General features: G+C 53.7%; 15 protein-coding genes. 9 read left to right on the top strand and 6 right to left on the bottom strand.

Features of this window, described 5'->3' with window-relative positions:
- The 3 genes from DFR30_RS04755 to DFR30_RS04745 all read left to right on the top strand — a co-directional run bounded on the left by DFR30_RS04755 (position 1) and on the right by DFR30_RS04745 (position 2,903).
- Positions 1-1,824 carry a DEAD/DEAH box helicase gene (locus DFR30_RS04755; protein ID WP_132971575.1) on the top strand — a complete coding sequence of 608 codons (1,824 nt, stop codon included), beginning with the start codon at positions 1-3 and terminating at the stop codon, positions 1,822-1,824.
- A 195-nt stretch (positions 1,825-2,019) separates the two neighbouring features.
- Positions 2,020-2,619, top strand: a complete 600-nt coding sequence (locus DFR30_RS04750; protein ID WP_207891811.1) for a sigma-70 family RNA polymerase sigma factor — start codon at positions 2,020-2,022, stop codon at positions 2,617-2,619.
- On the top strand, positions 2,619-2,903 hold the full coding sequence (locus tag DFR30_RS04745; protein ID WP_132971573.1) for an anti-sigma factor family protein: 285 nt from the start codon (positions 2,619-2,621) through the stop codon (positions 2,901-2,903). The genes DFR30_RS04750 and DFR30_RS04745 overlap by 1 nt, the downstream gene beginning before the upstream one ends.
- 15 nt (positions 2,904-2,918) lie before the next feature.
- On the opposite strand, the gene DFR30_RS04740 is transcribed toward DFR30_RS04745, so the two are convergent.
- Positions 2,919-3,398: a DsrE family protein gene (locus DFR30_RS04740; RefSeq protein WP_132971572.1), complete on the bottom strand. Its 480-nt coding sequence runs from the start codon at positions 3,396-3,398 to the stop codon at positions 2,919-2,921.
- A gap of 282 nt (positions 3,399-3,680) precedes the next feature.
- Between DFR30_RS04740 and DFR30_RS14245 the strand changes: the two genes are divergently transcribed.
- Positions 3,681-3,872, top strand: a complete 192-nt coding sequence (locus DFR30_RS14245) for a hypothetical protein (protein ID WP_165869093.1) — start codon at positions 3,681-3,683, stop codon at positions 3,870-3,872.
- 135 nt (positions 3,873-4,007) lie between these two features.
- Here DFR30_RS14245 and DFR30_RS04730 read toward each other — a convergent pair whose 3' ends face one another.
- Complete coding sequence (locus DFR30_RS04730; protein ID WP_165869092.1) at positions 4,008-5,099, bottom strand: lipid A deacylase LpxR family protein; 1,092 nt, start codon at positions 5,097-5,099, stop codon at positions 4,008-4,010.
- A 212-nt stretch (positions 5,100-5,311) separates the two neighbouring features.
- Between DFR30_RS04730 and DFR30_RS04725 the strand changes: the two genes are divergently transcribed.
- Positions 5,312-5,908: a cytochrome P460 family protein gene (locus DFR30_RS04725; RefSeq protein WP_207891810.1), complete on the top strand. Its 597-nt coding sequence runs from the start codon at positions 5,312-5,314 to the stop codon at positions 5,906-5,908.
- Positions 5,909-5,965: 57 nt separating this feature from the next.
- Here the strand turns inward: DFR30_RS04725 and DFR30_RS04720 are convergent, their stop codons facing one another.
- Complete coding sequence (locus DFR30_RS04720; protein ID WP_132971569.1) at positions 5,966-6,385, bottom strand: cytochrome P460 family protein; 420 nt, start codon at positions 6,383-6,385, stop codon at positions 5,966-5,968.
- Between the two features lie 387 nt (positions 6,386-6,772).
- Between DFR30_RS04720 and DFR30_RS04715 the strand changes: the two genes are divergently transcribed.
- The 4 genes from DFR30_RS04715 (at position 6,773) to DFR30_RS04700 (ending at position 12,698) form a co-directional block, all read left to right on the top strand.
- Positions 6,773-8,401, top strand: coding sequence for an NAD-dependent malic enzyme (locus DFR30_RS04715; protein ID WP_132971568.1), 1,629 nt, complete (start codon positions 6,773-6,775; stop codon positions 8,399-8,401).
- Between the two features lie 19 nt (positions 8,402-8,420).
- Positions 8,421-9,362 (top strand): MBL fold metallo-hydrolase, encoded by a 942-nt coding sequence (locus DFR30_RS04710; RefSeq protein WP_207891809.1) that lies wholly within the window; start codon positions 8,421-8,423, stop codon positions 9,360-9,362.
- A 75-nt stretch (positions 9,363-9,437) separates the two neighbouring features.
- Positions 9,438-11,078, top strand: a complete 1,641-nt coding sequence (locus DFR30_RS04705; protein WP_132971567.1) for an acetolactate synthase large subunit — start codon at positions 9,438-9,440, stop codon at positions 11,076-11,078.
- Positions 11,079-11,114: 36 nt separating this feature from the next.
- Positions 11,115-12,698, top strand: a complete 1,584-nt coding sequence (locus DFR30_RS04700) for an FMN-binding glutamate synthase family protein (RefSeq protein WP_132971566.1) — start codon at positions 11,115-11,117, stop codon at positions 12,696-12,698.
- 9 nt (positions 12,699-12,707) lie between these two features.
- On the opposite strand, the gene DFR30_RS04695 is transcribed toward DFR30_RS04700, so the two are convergent.
- From DFR30_RS04695 to DFR30_RS04685, 3 genes are all read right to left on the bottom strand, one after another.
- A complete protein-coding gene (locus tag DFR30_RS04695; protein WP_132971565.1) occupies positions 12,708-13,418 on the bottom strand; it encodes an RNA polymerase sigma factor in 711 nt (236 codons plus the stop codon).
- A gap of 124 nt (positions 13,419-13,542) precedes the next feature.
- Positions 13,543-14,148 carry a ferritin-like domain-containing protein gene (locus DFR30_RS04690; protein WP_132971564.1) on the bottom strand — a complete coding sequence of 202 codons (606 nt, stop codon included), beginning with the start codon at positions 14,146-14,148 and terminating at the stop codon, positions 13,543-13,545.
- A gap of 93 nt (positions 14,149-14,241) precedes the next feature.
- The gene (locus tag DFR30_RS04685; protein ID WP_132971563.1) at positions 14,242-15,378 is read right to left on the bottom strand and encodes an NAD(P)/FAD-dependent oxidoreductase; all 1,137 of its coding nucleotides are present in this window, start codon (positions 15,376-15,378) and stop codon (positions 14,242-14,244) included.
- Between the last annotated feature and the right edge of the window lie 7 nt (positions 15,379-15,385).

Below are 15,385 nucleotides of genomic sequence, written 5' to 3'. Positions count from 1 at the left end.
ATGTCAGATTCAAAACACGCCACCAGTTTTTCCGAACTGGATCTTGCCCCCGCACTGCTCAAGGCCATTGAAGATGTGGGTTATGAGCAGCCCTCACCCATCCAGGCGGAAAGCATTCCGGTCCTCCTGGAAGGCAAGGACCTGCTCGGCCAGGCACAGACAGGTACGGGCAAAACCGCCGCCTTTGCACTGCCGCTACTGTCACGCCTGGACCTGAAGCGCCGTGAGCCACAGCTACTGGTTCTGGCGCCGACCCGCGAACTGGCCATACAGGTGGCGGAAGCTTTCCAGACCTACGCGCGCCACATGAAAGATTTCCACGTACTGCCGATCTACGGCGGCCAGTCGTATGAAATACAACTGCGTCAGCTACGCCGTGGCGTACACGTGGTCGTCGGCACCCCGGGGCGCGTGATGGACCACATGCGTAGCGGCAAGCTGAAACTCAACAGCCTGCAGGCCCTGGTGCTCGATGAAGCCGATGAAATGCTGCGCATGGGCTTTATCGATGATGTGAAATGGGTGCTGGAACAAACCCCGGACACCCGCCAGATCGCACTCTTCTCCGCCACCATGCCGAAGGAAATCCGCAAGGTTGCCGAACAGCACCTGAACAAGCCGACCATTATCAAGGTGGCACAGAAAACCGCAACGGCAGAAACCATCCGGCAGCGTTACTGGCCGGTCAGCGGCCTGCACAAGCTCGATGCGCTGACCCGTATACTGGAAGTCGAGAACTTCGACGCCATGCTGGTGTTCGTACGCACCAAGACCGCGACTGCAGAACTGGCTGAAAAGCTGGAAGCGCGTGGCCACGCCTGTGCCGCACTGAACGGTGATATCGCACAGAACATGCGTGAACGCATTGTCGAGCGCCTGAAGAAAGGCCAGCTCGATATTCTGGTTGCCACTGACGTGGTCGCACGTGGCCTTGACGTCAAGCGCATCAGCCATGTCATTAACTACGATATTCCTACCGATGTGGAAGCCTACATTCACCGCATCGGCCGAACCGGTCGTGCCGGCAAGACCGGCGATGCGATCCTGTTTGTATCGCAGCGCGAGAAACGCTTGCTGCGCTCCATCGAAAAGACCACGCGGCAGCCCATCGAACCGATGCAGATGCCAACGGCAAAAGACATCAACCAGCAGCGCATGCTGCGTTTCAAACAACGCGTTCGTGAAAGCCTTGCCGACGACAAAAACGAGCTTTACTACCAGCTGCTGACCGAGGTCCAGGAAGAAGAAGGCGCCGAGCCACTGGAAATTGCAGCCGCACTGGCCGGACTGCTGCAGGGCGATGAACCCTTGCTGCTTTCGGAAAAAGCACTCCGCCCCGTACGCGAAGAACGTGGGGAGCGCGGCAGATCGAGAGACGAGAAGCGTGCCCAGAAGCGAAACAAAAGTGCCGGCTCAGGCAAAGCGCTGACTTTAAAAGGCCATCCTGAAGTCGAGATGCTGCGCTTCCGCATCGAAGTAGGTTATCAGCACGACGTAAAACCGGGTAACATCGTCGGCGCCATCGCCAACGAAGCTGACCTGGACAGCGAGTACATTGGTCATATCGAAATCTTCGAAGATCATTCAACCGTTGACCTGCCAGCCGACATGCCGAAAGAGACCTTCTTTGCACTGAAGAAGACACGTGTCTGCCAGCATCGCATGAATATCAGCGTGGCCGGAGAAGCAAAACCCGAAGGAAAGCGTAAACCGCTGTCCTTCAAGTCAAAGAAACAATCAAAGACCAGGGCCAGGAAGTGCGCAGGAACAAATACAAAACCGGGGAAAAAAGTCTCCAGGAAAAAGCAGGCCGGGAAACGCTGATTTTCGGAGAAACGTGGCAATGAAGTGCTAACCAGCACACCTTGCGTAGCAAGGTAGCATGAAAATTACTATCCGGTAGACTCGTTCGGGTAATCTGCCAATATCTTCCCGAAGGAACCATCTGTGCCATATATTGGTCGGATAGTTACTTGCTGCAACCCGGGACAGATATTCCCAACTGTCATGAACACTGACGTGAACAGCCTCACTGCAGTAGAACTCGACCCCTCACGCTGGCTGGAGGAATACGGCGACATGCTGTTCCGCTACGCACTGGGCCGGCTCAACGATACAAGTCATGCGGAAGATATGGTGCAGGAAACCCTTGTGGCGGCGCTTCAGTCGCGTACGAGCTACTCAGGCCTGGCGTCAGAAAAAACCTGGCTCGTTGGTATCCTGAAGCACAAGATCGTTGACTTTATCCGCAAGCAAATACGGGAAACGACTGTTGATGATATAAGTGCATTGTACGATGCAACAGTGGAAAACGAGATGGACAACCTGTTTGACGCACGCGGTCACTGGGTCTGCCCACCCCGGGATTGGGGTAATCCGGACAAGGATCTGTATAACCACCAGTTCCTTGAAATTTTCGAAGCATGCATGCGTCATCTAAAACCCGCACTTGCACAGGTCTTCACGCTCAGGGAGCTCTCTGGCCTGTCAAATGAAGAAATCTGTAATAAACTCAACATCACCGCGACCAACTGTAGCGTCATGCTGTACCGCGCCCGTATGGGTCTCAGGCGTTGTATCGATGTACAGTGGCCCTGTGACAAGACCCAGGATACCTGATGAAGCTGTCCTGCAAAGACATATGTTTTATGGTGTCGGAATCGCATGACCGTAAGCTCACGCTACGTGAACGGATCAGCGTGAAAACCCATCTTCTCATGTGTAATGCCTGTAAACGTATGGCGCGGCAGCTGGAACTGTTACGTGCCGCGTCGCAACGCTACGGATCTGCTGATAAAGAAGGTACATCCCGTCCAGAACGTCAGACACTGTCAAAAGAAGCCAGCGCCCGCATACTTTCACGACTACGTGACAATACTAATGATCATGCCAACGACGATTAGACCGGAATATTTCACCTACTGCATATAGGCGTGCCCTTCTGAAAACTGAAGGCGCACAATCTCCGCATCACCCATTGGCACCAGCTCAACAAACCCCTGTATATCTTTCGGCTTTAGCCCCTGCCCTTCGGCAGCAAGCTTGCACATCTTGATCTGTATGACATCACCCACTGTCAGACTTTGTGCCCGGGTTTGCAGGTCTTTATATTTCTCATAATTATTTATAGCGAAAAACCGGGGTGAAAGTCCGTGCAACACAATAACGATCGATTGTTCAAATGGATCTGCGCCAGTAGTATTACTCAGGTAACTCACACGATCCAGCACATGCAGCAGTTCATCGACATCGCCCGTTGTAACATCGTAAACAACCTTCATCGGCTCATACTCGGTGGGAGTCACCTTCGCATGCCCCCAGGGGAACTGCTGCGCGGCCATAACCAGGGATGCAGAAAGACTTAAACAAACTATAAACAGGATTTTCGTATAGCGCATAAAAACTCCTTTTGTGGCGAAATACTGAATGCATTACCAGCGCCATAAAGACGCTTTATGGATGATTAATATTCCTGGGCAATATATCAATATCTCCCTGAATCCAGGGAGCCTCTGATTATTATGCGTGCAACAGCGGGGTTGCCCATGATCTTGAGCAGTGCAATTAGTCGCTACAGCACCTCATTTCTTACAGTGACCAGCACGGTATATTTTTGTAATACATTTTGTACCCGGACCGACAAACAGGTGAGCATGAATTATAAGCTACAGGAGAATACGATGATTTCGCAACGATCAAATCAACGAGGTTTTGCCATGGCCGCCATGTTTATCGCAGTATTGGCTGCGGGACTGGTTTCTCTTAATGTAAAGACGAAAGATGGCATAACAGTTGCCAATGCCATAGGAATTGATTTTGGAAAACAGACAGAATTTTCCACCTTCGAGGCAGATAGTATCGAGAGTCAATAAATGGAAGCGAATACCTGTCGCTACCCGGCAAGAGCGGTTAACCGGCAACAGGGTACGCAATACGCACATCCGGAGTTGCTGTCAGGCCTCCTGTCCCCTGGAATCATTACAATCCATGGATTAGTCACCAGGAGGCTACAGCTTCCACTCTATGCTTAAAGCGCCCAGCTCGCCCCGCCCTTCAACCTCCGTAGCGCGACTTGTATCAACGGTATCCGTCGGGAACATTAGATTAAAACTCGCCGACCAGTTTGCTCTCTGGTAGTGCAGGCCAACTATGGCCAGGCCAACAAGATCTTTCTTGTCAACACTGTGGCTATCCCTGAACGTATTACCGTCCAGAAAGATGTCATGCAAGACACCTGTGCCACGTAGAACGAGCGAGCCGTATAAAGCCGCCTTGTGTGGGTTCGGCAATTTCAATGTACCTTTATAGTTCATTCCAAAACCTGCGGATTCAGGAATATAGACAAACCCTCCGGGCATATTACGACCAAACCGCATTTCGACGGAAGTACTCACCCGGGTCGTCAGGTTGCCCAGGCAGACATTACCGTTAATTGCCGAGTCAAACGACAGACCCGCAGGATTACCAACATGTGACAGCTTCCGCTTGCGCATATAATTTACATTAATAATTGGTTCATTCTCGAGCTGGTTATCCCAGCCCCTGGGGCTGGTAATACCGATAAGCTTGTGAGTGCCTTTCTGTGCCTGCTCGGCCAGTGATGCAGGCCCAACGACCCCTCCGACCAACTCGAAGCCACTGAACTCCTTATCGTTAAAGCCATACCAGCTTGCAGAGAACACCAGCGCTCCTGCATAAGGTACGTCTTCCTTGATAAGGTCTCGCCGCTTCAGGTCGACAGGGGTTTGTGTAATCTGGCCAAGCGCGAAACTCGTGCGATATACCCTTCCATCGGCAGTCAGTGTCGGTATCGCTGCCCCAAACCGTCTGACAACACCAGGAACATCTTCCAGTTTGTCCCAACTATCGGCCACCGCCGTATGCTTCTGAATCGACCACGATCCGGACACTTCCTGATCGGTTCCAAAATAGAAATCATTGATAAATTCAAAACGGTAAGAAGAATTTCCGGCTCCATTCGATGCAGCCGCATTACTGAATACAGATCCTGATGCGATAAAAATCAGGCCCAGGCAAGCCGATCCTGTCAGGAACATTTTATACATCACATGCCGTGGCGACGGTGTAAGCCGTTTCATGAGGCATCCTTCGAAACACGCGTTCTGCTCAATTAGTAGTCGTATTTGCCGTGCAATTGTTACGGATGGCGGTGGCATTAAATCTATTTGAAACCAGATACGACTGAGTTATAACGTTGCCATTACGATATGTTGAAATAGCTGTAATAAATCATCCCCTCGCACGACAAACTAACGGTTATCGATTCCCTCATAGAATAAAGGATCAGAAAATGAAACTGACACGAAAAGGTTGGCGCAGCGTCGCATTCCCGTTATTAACGTTACTCGGCGCTGTCACGCTGTACGGATGCCAGACGACGATGCAAACCATGGGAATGGGCCCACCAATGGGTTCTTCGACAGATGTTGCCGATTCACAAGATTTGTGGAAAGCACTGCAAAGCGCGCATCTGGTCGGGCCACAAGCTGAAAAATCAAGCCCTTACATGGGTACTCCTCCTCACGGTAAAGTGCTGGAAACCTTACATCAACAGATCAGTGTGAACGGCCATAGCGGAATAGCTATCGTAAAGCGAAACTATAATGGCCCTGACGTCTCGATCAGCAACGTCGATGCCAATCGCGCCAAATACCTGAAAGCGGTAACGGTAATGTTCAAGCGCGAAGCCGGTTACGACCCCGAAGACAAGGACTGGTTCTGGGCAAAATACACACCGGATGGCGGCCTGCACGTGAAAGAAAAAATGGGCATGAAGATCAAGCTGGCCGGTCGTGTCGCGAAAGGTAAACCCGAAGGCTGCATCAGTTGTCATCGGGGTGCGCCAGGCGGTGACTTTGTCTTTGCCAACGGCATTCAGGTCCGCTAGCACCTGCATTTTCGTAACACAGTGCAGGCGGGGGCTTTATCACCTCCGCCTGCCGATCTATGGAACCGTAATGTCCGGATAGAAAATATAGTCACCACCACCGGCGGAACTGTGGCAGTAAATACACCCGCGATTTTTATCCGGGGTCGAGCCTTTCATCAGTCTGCCTGCCATCGCGACTTTCATACCCATCTTGCGCATGACAACCAGTTTTCCGTCAGGCTGGTACTGCGCCCAGAACCAGTCCTTGTCTTCCGGGTCGTAGCCGGCTTCACGCTTGAACATGACACTGATTGAAACAAGGTATTTCGCACGGTCTTTTTCCACGTCTGCCACACTGATATGACTTCCTTCATAATTTTTCTTGACCACGACAAAGCCTCTGTGGCCAGCGACCTCAACCATTCCGGAATCCACTTCCAGCACCCAGCCGTGGGGTCTGGCGGCACCGATGAAGGGCTTCAGGACTTTAGCCACCCTGCCCACCCTGTGCTCCTGTACCAGAACAGACCACAGCTGCCGGGCGTATTCAATATCATCCGCTGTACCGGCAGGCCTGTGTATCAGACTGGTACAGGAAACCATCAGTGCTACAAAAATAACGCCCGAAAGGGTCTGTGTAAGCAGGGCAGGCATGCGAGATAGTTCAGACGTTGACATGGCAACTGAATGTACTTGGTAATTCAACCGGATGGAAGTCACTTTACCCGCAATCGGCGCTTTCATTACCCTCCAGCGCAAGGCTGGCGCGTGACGACTGAATCCGGTACCTTCGAGCACGAGTGGTTGAACTCGAAGATGTTCCAGTAGCCCACTGAGTTACGCCGCAACAGCGCATGGATAGCAAGAGGAACAATAACCATCATGCACGCTAAAACGAATACCCGCCAACCGGTTGGCCGCGAACTGCTGGATAACGCAGAACTCAACAAGGGCACGGCATTTACCGCACAGGAACGTGAACAGTATGGCCTTCGCGGCCTGTTGCCCGCCACTATTTTCACCCAGGAAGTACAACTGGTCAGGGTTTTGGGCAACCTGCACCGAAAAGACTCCGATATCGAACGCTACATCTTTCTCATGGCGCTGCTTGGACGTAACGAGCGCCTGTTTTACCGGTTGCTGATCGAAAATATCGAAGAACTCATGCCCATCGTCTATACACCGACGGTAGGCCAGGCCTGTCAGGAGTTCGCGCACATCTTCCGGCAACCACGCGGATTTTATATCACCCCTGGCGACCGCGGCCATATCGAGGGAATGCTGGCAAACTGGCCGGAGCGTGATGTCCGTCTGATCGTGGTGACCGACGGTCAACGCATCCTTGGCCTTGGTGACCTGGGCGCCAACGGTATGGGTATTCCGATAGGCAAGCTGTCACTGTATTCGGCGTGTGCCGGTATACCTCCAAGGCAATGCATGCCCGTATTACTGGATGTAGGGACCGGTAACGAATCGCTGCGCGATGACCCGTTGTATCTCGGTGTCAAGCAGCCCCGCCTGACCGGCGAAGCCTATACCTCGCTGGTTGATGAATTTGTCGATGCTGTACAAAAGGTCTTCCCCAGGGTGCTGATCCAGTTTGAGGACTTCCTCACGCCCAATGCCTATAGCCTGTTGCAACGCTATCGTGATCGTGTGCGCTGCTTTAACGACGATATCCAGGGTACAGCGGCTATGGCGCTGGCCGGAGTACTGGCCTCCTGCAGAATCACCGGCACACCATTTTCCGATCTGCGTATTATGTTTCTGGGTGCGGGCTCTGCAGCCACGGGTATTGCCGAACTGATACAGGCTGCCCTGCAGGAAGCAGGACTTTCCGGTGAAGCCGCGCGTGATCGACTCTGGTTTGTCGATCAATCCGGGCTTGTGGTGGCGGATCGCGATGATCTTGCGCCGCACATCGTGCCCTATGCGCGAAATGCACCCCGGACAGACTTCGAAGCTGCCATCCGGATGGCACAACCGCAGGTACTGATTGGCGCTACCGGCGCTCCCGGCACCTTCACCGAAGACGTTGTGAAACGAATGTCGGAGATCAACGAAAGACCCGTGATATTTGCCCTGTCCAATCCGACTTCCAGGGCCGAATGCACCGCTGAGCAAGCCTACCGGTGGAGTGACGGCCGCACCGTTTTCGCCAGCGGCAGTCCTTTCCCCGGCGTCGATTATCAGGGCCACACCCTGCGCCCGGGCCAGGGGAATAATGCCTATGTATTCCCCGGCATCGGCCTCGGCGTCATCGCCTGCAATGCCAGCCGGGTTAGCGAAGACATGTTCCTGGATGCCGCGCGCGTGCTGGCGGACTCAGTCTCCGCGACCGACCTGGAATCCGGTGCCGTCTATCCACCGTTGGCACAGATTCGAACCATCTCTCTGGACATTGCAACAGCGGTTGCCGAACGCGCCTATGAACAGAACCTCGCCCGTGAGCCCCGGCCAAAAGACCTGAGGGCAGCCATAGAGGAACTGATGTACGACCCGACTTACTAGCTAAAACGGTAGTAGAGGATTGACGATCAACACCATCAGAAAACAATACACCGGACTGATAGCGACACTGCTGTTGATCGCGCCGATCGTGAATCCGGTCCAGGCCAGCTGTAACGCCAAGGCTGTGCAGCTGCAGGTGCTGGGTTCCGGCGGACCGGAAATCATGCAGGACAGCCGTGCCTCCAGCAGCTACCTGGTGTGGTTGAATGGCAAGGCCCGTCTGCTGGTAGATGCCGGTGGCGGCAGCGCGCTTCACTTTGGCAAAAGCGGTGCCGTATTCAGTGACCTGGACGCCATTGTGTTCACCCATTTTCATGTAGACCACAGTGCCGACCTGCCGGCAATGGTCAAGTCATCCTATTTTGGGGAGCGTACGCGAGACCTGCCCCTGTTCGGACCTGACGGAAACAGACTGATGCCATCCGCCCGGGATTTTATTCAGGACCTGTTCGGCCCACAGCACGGGGCTTTTCGTTACCTGAGCGACTTTATCGATGACACGCAACCGAGTGCCTACAAACTTGTTGCGGCTGACATAGCCGCTGCCGGGAAACACACATGGTCCGGCTTTCGGAATGAACGCTTGCAACTGTCGGCCATTCCCGTGCATCACGGCCCTGTGCCCGCGCTGGCCTGGCGGGTCGATATCGCAGGTCATTCGATCACCTTTTCCGGTGACATGAACGGTGACAACCATACACTGGGGAAGCTCGCCAAAAACTCGGATATCCTGGTCGCTCACAACGCCATCCCTGAAAGCGCAACCGGCGTGGCGCGAAACCTTCACATGCCGCCATCGGTTATCGGTGCAATTGCTTCAGGTGCCGGCGTAAAACAGCTTGTACTGTCACACCGCATGCGCAGGACGCTGGGCAATGAGGCACAAACCCTCGCTATCATACAGCGCGAATACAAGGGACCTGTTGCGTTCGCTGACGATATGGAATGCTTTCGGCCATGAGTAACACACGATGCAAAAATAACCGCCTGGCACCCATCATTAATCCTTCTGTTAATACTGACAAGGTGAAATAGCATGTCTAACGCTGCACAACTCTTCATACGATGCCTGGAGAATGAAGGTGTCGACAAGATTTTCGGAATCCCCGGCGAAGAAAACCTGGACATCATGGAAGCGCTGCGCGACAGCACAATTGAATTCATCACCGTCAGACATGAACAGGCTGCCGCCTTTATGGCCGATGTGCACGGGCGCCTGACAGGCCGGGCCGGCGTTTGCCTGGCGACGCTTGGGCCCGGCGCAACCAACCTGATCACCGGATTTACCGATGCCAATATGGATCGCTCACCCGTGGTTGCCATTGCCGGACAGGGTGCGACAACCCGCATGCACAAGGAAAGCCACCAGGTACTGGACCTGGTCAGCCTGTTTGAGCCTATCTCGAAATACAGCGCGGAAGTTCTGGAGCCTGAAATAATTCCCGAACTGGTGCGCAAGGCATTTAAAGATGCGCAGGCAGAAAAGCCAGGCGGCGCTTTCATCAGTTTTCCCGAAAATATTGCCGCTTCGGACATCGCCGATGATGTTTCTCCCCTCAAAGTACAAAGTCCGCTAATGCCGGCTGCACCTGAAGCGAAAATCAGGCAAGCCGCACAGATTATCGATTCGGCAAGATTTCCGCTGATCATGGCGGGCAATGGTGTTATTCGAAATCATGCAAGCAATGCATTGGTGACCTTTGCGGAAAAACTGAATATTCCCGTCACCCAGACCTTTATGGCGAAGGGCTGCATGCCTTTCTCGCACCCGCTGTCGCTCGGCAGTGTCGGCCTTCAGGCGCACGACTATGTTGCTTGTGGTTTTGACCGGGCAGATGTAGTCATCTGCATTGGTTATGACATGGTCGAATATCACCCGTATTTGTGGCACCCGAACAAAGACAAGAAAATCATTCATATTGATCTGAGCTACGCTGAAGTCGATGCGCACTATATTCTGGAAGCAGGTGTGCTGGGTGATATCTCGGATTCACTGACACGCATTGCCGCGCACGCCGGCAAGACACACGCCGGTAAAACCGAAAACCTCAAAGGCATCATCATGGAGGAGCTGGATGATTACGCCAGCGATGATCATTACCCGATAAAGCCCCAGAAGATTCTTTTCGATACACGGCAGGTCATGGGCGATGAGGATATCCTTATCTCTGACGTGGGCGCGCACAAAATGTGGATTGCACGACTGTACCGCGCGGAGAAACCCAACACCTGCATCATCTCGAATGGCTTTGCCTCCATGGGAATCGGGGTGCCAGGCGCCATTGCGGCCAAGATGGCCTTCCCGGACAAAAATGTACTGACCATCACCGGTGATGCCGGGTTTATGATGAACTCACAGGAAATCGAAACCGCATTACGCTACCAGGTTCCGATCGTGATCATGATCTGGAATGACAGTGAATACGGCCTCATAAAGTGGCACCAGGAACGGCGTTTTGGCCACTCCAATAATATCAGCTTCAATAACCCCGATTTTGTGAAATACGCCGAATCCTTTGGCGCAAAAGGCTACCGTGTCGAGAAAACCCAGGACCTGCAAGCCACGCTTGAAAAAGCCTTTGCAGATAAAACTGTCGTTATCGTCGACGTTCCCGTTGATTACTCCGAGAACATGAAACTGACCGAAAAACTGGGACAGCTCGTTTGTCCCGTGTAACCAACAGATGCTGTCCTGTAACCTGGATAACCCAATATGCTTGTACGTAACCAGTTCAAACTACTTTCGATAATAGTCCCCCTCGCCACGCTGGTACTGGCCCGCTTCTGGCCACCCGCCTGGTGGTTATTCGCTATTATCCTGCCCTTGATCGCGCTGGGTATTTACGACCTGCTTCAGCGCAAACATACGATTCTGCGCATCTACCCCGTCATTGGTCACATGCGCTTTATATTTGAGTACATACGCCCCGAGATCCAGCAATATTTCGTTGAATCCGACACCAACGGACAACCGGTTAACCGTGAGTTCAGGGCGCTGGTCTACCAGCGCGCCAAGGGCGTGCGTGATACACGACCGTTTGGCACCGTGTTCGATGTTTATCGTAATGGCTACGAATGGGTCAATCATTCTCTTGCACCAAAAGCGGTGCACGAAAAAAATCCGAGAGTCCTTTTTGGCAGTCCGGACTGCCTTCAGCCCTACGCAGCGTCACCACTGAATATCTCTGCCATGAGTTTTGGCGCATTAAGCAAAAATGCCATTATGGCCCTGAATAAAGGCGCCAGAATTGACGGCTTTGCACACAACAGCGGTGAGGGTGGCCTCAGCCCCTATCATCTCAGGCATGGTGGCGACCTGATCTGGCAAATCGGCACGGGCTATTTCGGCTGCCGCAACGCCAATGGCGAATTTGACGAGGCGTTATTTACGGAAAAAGCCGGCCTTGAAGTTGTGAAGATGATCGAGATCAAACTCTCGCAGGGCGCCAAGCCTGGGCATGGTGGCATACTGCCTGCGGTTAAACTGACCCAGGAAATTGCTGATATCCGGCATGTTCCCATGGGCCAGGATGTGGTGTCTCCTCCCGCGCACACCGCCTTTTCAACACCGACCGGTTTACTTGAATTTGTTGCCCGCTTACGCGAGCTCTCCGGGGGGAAACCGGTCGGGTTCAAACTCTGTATTGGACGAAAAAGCGAATTTCTGTCGATTTGCAAGGCAATGCTCGAAACGGGTATTGCACCGGATTTTATTACGGTCGATGGCGCAGAAGGCGGTACCGGCGCTGCGCCCATTGAGCTGACCAATTCCGTTGGCACACCTTTACGCGATGGCCTGATTTTTATCCATAACGCCCTGATCGGAACCGGTCTGCGCGACAGGATTCGCATTATCGCCTCGGGCAAGGTCATGTCTGCCTTTCACATGCTTCGACTGATGGCACTGGGTGCGGATACCATAAACTCGGCGCGCGCCATGATGTTCGCCCTCGGTTGCATCCAGTCGCGGCACTGTAACCAGGACACCTGCCCGACCGGGGTGGCCACACAGAACCCGGCCCGCTACAAGGCGCTTGATGTTGAGGATAAATCAGTCCGTGTAGCGAATTACCATGCTTCCATGATTAAAAACCTGACGGAACTGGTGGCTGCAGCCGGCCTGGATAGTCTGAATGAACTCAGGCCCTGGCATATCAATCGGCGTGTGGATGGAACAGAAACCCGGAACTATGCCGAACTCTACCCCTGCATCAGCAACGGCAGCCTGCTCTCGGATTCAGGTAGAGAGGGATGCTGGCAAACCGACTGGAACGAAGCATCGGCAAATCATTGGTAGACACAAGCGCTATCCCTGTACCGCGCTCATTGCCAGCCTGTTCAGCACGTTCATCACCATGGCATCACAGCGCTTGCCGGCAAATTCGTAAACCTGAAGGCCAGCAGCCTCCATGTACTGGTTCAGTATTTCCTGCATGAGACCTCTTGCCCGATGGTAGCGGGTTTTGACGGTGGCTTCTTTAATACCCAGACTTTCAGACGTCTCCCTGACATTCAGTTGTTGTATGGCTCGCAAGACAAATACTGTGCGAAAATCAGCCGGCAACTGGTCCACGGCTGCTTCGAGCAGCAGACCAAGCTCACCGTTTGCGGCCACACTGGCCGGATCCGTACGACTTGCAGCCATTTGATCATCTGACTGATGATCTTCCATGTTCATGGAACTGCTGTGCTTTTCATACTTCCGGTCTTTACGCTTGATCATGAGTGCCTCGTTAACAGCTATCCGCGTGAGCCAGGCAGCGAAACTTCCGGTTGGCGCATAATGCTCAAGCTTGTAAAAAGCGGAAACATAGGCCTCCTGAACGGCATCCTGCGCAGCATCGTCATCCCGCAGAATACTGCGCGCTACACGGTATAGCCGCTGGTTATAGCGCCGCATAATGATTTCATAAGCCTGCGCATCACCCCCACGTACCCGTTCAATAGCGACCTCGTCAGGTGCAGACAGCCAGGAGGCCCGGTCTGCACCGCTGAATTCAGCTACGGACTCCCGCATACAGTTCTCCCCATGAGGATGGTCTCTCGCAAATACGGTCACTGTTCTCTGCGCTCCATACCCTGGCGATATATTGCACCCGTCCCTTCAGAGCAGGTAACAAGTGCACGGATAGCCATATCATTCACGAAAAGAATGCACCAGGTACCGGTTCCATGCCCAGCGCCTGTCGCAGAACCGCCCAGTGCATGGCTTCATCAGCCAGAATGCTGGCTGCGGCCAGGGACAGATCGCGGTTATCAAACTTCGGTATTGCGCCTGCATAGGCGGTCACGGCGCCACGTTCCAGGCCGGCGGCAAACTTCAACACATCAGCCTGGGTGTTGAGCTGACTGACCGGAAAATCGTATGAAGCCGGAGGCTCTACCGGCTCACCACCGAGTCCGCGAACCGTCGAGGCCAGTACATCCCTGTGCGCCTTGTGGTGCCCCTGGAACGTTACAGCAACCTTGAGTACAGCTGGCTCAAGCAGCCCACTCCCGGCACCCACTCCGTAGGCTGCGATCGCCTCACGCTCGGCACCCAGCGCAGTATTAAGGATATGAATATCACTGGCAACCTGTGCGTCTGAGGCGCCACCGGCAAGCACCCGACCTGAACAACCGGCAAGCATGGCGACTGCTGTGCCGGACAATGCGACGTTCATCGAGCTAAACAGAAAATCCCGTCTGGGGTTATTGACTTTATTCTCTGCGCGCGGGACACGGTTTATAGGGTTGGTTGACTTCATCTTGTTCTCCTGCAATATGAATAGGTACAACATAAATGCTGCACACAGGCAGAAGGTTCCCGGATCTGGAAATATTCGTCGAAGACTGGACAATTACGAAAGATCCCGCAGGTAAATGCGTTCGAACAGGCTTTTCGCCCAGTGCATGACACGCATGGCCGGTAAAACCAGGGCACGTTTCTTGTTGCGAAATACCAGTATGCCTTTATCCAGCGTATCAACAATGCACACCAGTTCCGGTTTGAATGTGGCCTGTGCCACCCTGCCCGCCAGTTCCGCAACGATATTTTCAGCCGCTGCCTTTGCCTGCAGGTCTGCAAGGTGCGCCTGCCTGGGCATCCAGTCGGGACCCGGGAAACTGCCCGCGTCACCAGCAACATAAACACGCTCGAAACCATCGACACGACAGTTTGCTTCTGCCTGCACAAACCCGCCGGGTGACTGCGGCAAGGGAGTGACTGCAATCCATGCCGGTCCTGTCATTCCGGGCATGAACAACGTCAGGTCGGAGTACACCTCACCGCCTTCGGTGACCACCTTGTCTTTCTCGAAACGCAGGAGCTTGTGGCCAAGATGCGTTTCGATATCGCGTTTTTTCATTTCCGAAAGCAGGCCCTCAACGGCTTTTTCCCCGAGCCGCTTGCCCGGCTGCGGTGCCGGATTGAAAAACACCAGCCTGAACGCGTCACGCTTGCCTTGCTGGCGTAGCCAGGTATCCAGGCCGAACAGCAACTCGAACATCGGGCCACCACGCATGGCCGAGGGTTCCTTGGGGTTACCGCCAAACCCCAATGCTACAGTGCCGCTATCCATAGCCTGTAGCCGATCGCGTATCGCTTCGGCAGCCGGTATGCCTTCACAAATGGTCAGCGCATGCTCAATGCCGGGCAACTTCTTGATGAAGCGACCACCGGTAGCGATCAGCAACGCATCATTTCTGACCTCACCTTCCGTCGTATTCAGTACGCGCCCTTCATCGGACAACCCGGTCGCCTGCCCCTGGTGATAGCTGACATTGAGTTTGCTTAACAGCGGGAGAATATCAAAGCGCAGGTCACTGCCCTTGCGCAGACCGAAAGGCACCCAGATCAGGCTCGGCAGGTAAATAAATTCAGGCTGGGGCGCGACCAGTGTCAGCCGTGCCTCAGGCAGGCGTTTGCGCAGCTTGCGTAATGCAGTAAGCGCCGCGAAACCTGCACCTGCCACTGTAATGTCCGGTGTGCTGCTCATATCGCAC

It is taken from the genome of Thiogranum longum (assembly GCF_004339085.1).
GTDB classification, from domain to species: Bacteria; Pseudomonadota; Gammaproteobacteria; order DSM-19610; family DSM-19610; genus Thiogranum; species Thiogranum longum.
The sequence above is the reverse complement of the archived record's forward strand: the minus strand, read 5'-3'. Positions and strand labels throughout refer to the sequence as shown.

Excerpts from the sequence above, each read along its gene's own strand:
- DFR30_RS04715 (WP_132971568.1), top strand. The coding sequence starts at position 6,773 with ATGCACGCTAAAACGAATACCCGCCAACCGGTTGGCCGCGAACTGCTG.
- DFR30_RS04695 (WP_132971565.1), bottom strand. The coding sequence starts at position 13,418 with ATGCGGGAGTCCGTAGCTGAATTCAGCGGTGCAGACCGGGCCTCCTGG.
- DFR30_RS04700 (WP_132971566.1), top strand. The coding sequence starts at position 11,115 with ATGCTTGTACGTAACCAGTTCAAACTACTTTCGATAATAGTCCCCCTC.
- DFR30_RS04740 (WP_132971572.1), bottom strand. The coding sequence starts at position 3,398 with ATGCGCTATACGAAAATCCTGTTTATAGTTTGTTTAAGTCTTTCTGCA.
- DFR30_RS04745 (WP_132971573.1), top strand. The coding sequence starts at position 2,619 with ATGAAGCTGTCCTGCAAAGACATATGTTTTATGGTGTCGGAATCGCAT.
- DFR30_RS04705 (WP_132971567.1), top strand. The coding sequence starts at position 9,438 with ATGTCTAACGCTGCACAACTCTTCATACGATGCCTGGAGAATGAAGGT.
- DFR30_RS04685 (WP_132971563.1), bottom strand. The coding sequence starts at position 15,378 with ATGAGCAGCACACCGGACATTACAGTGGCAGGTGCAGGTTTCGCGGCG.
- DFR30_RS14245 (WP_165869093.1), top strand. The coding sequence starts at position 3,681 with ATGATTTCGCAACGATCAAATCAACGAGGTTTTGCCATGGCCGCCATG.
- DFR30_RS04730 (WP_165869092.1), bottom strand. The coding sequence starts at position 5,099 with ATGAAACGGCTTACACCGTCGCCACGGCATGTGATGTATAAAATGTTC.
- DFR30_RS04755 (WP_132971575.1), top strand. The coding sequence starts at position 1 with ATGTCAGATTCAAAACACGCCACCAGTTTTTCCGAACTGGATCTTGCC.
- DFR30_RS04725 (WP_207891810.1), top strand. The coding sequence starts at position 5,312 with ATGAAACTGACACGAAAAGGTTGGCGCAGCGTCGCATTCCCGTTATTA.
- DFR30_RS04690 (WP_132971564.1), bottom strand. The coding sequence starts at position 14,148 with ATGAAGTCAACCAACCCTATAAACCGTGTCCCGCGCGCAGAGAATAAA.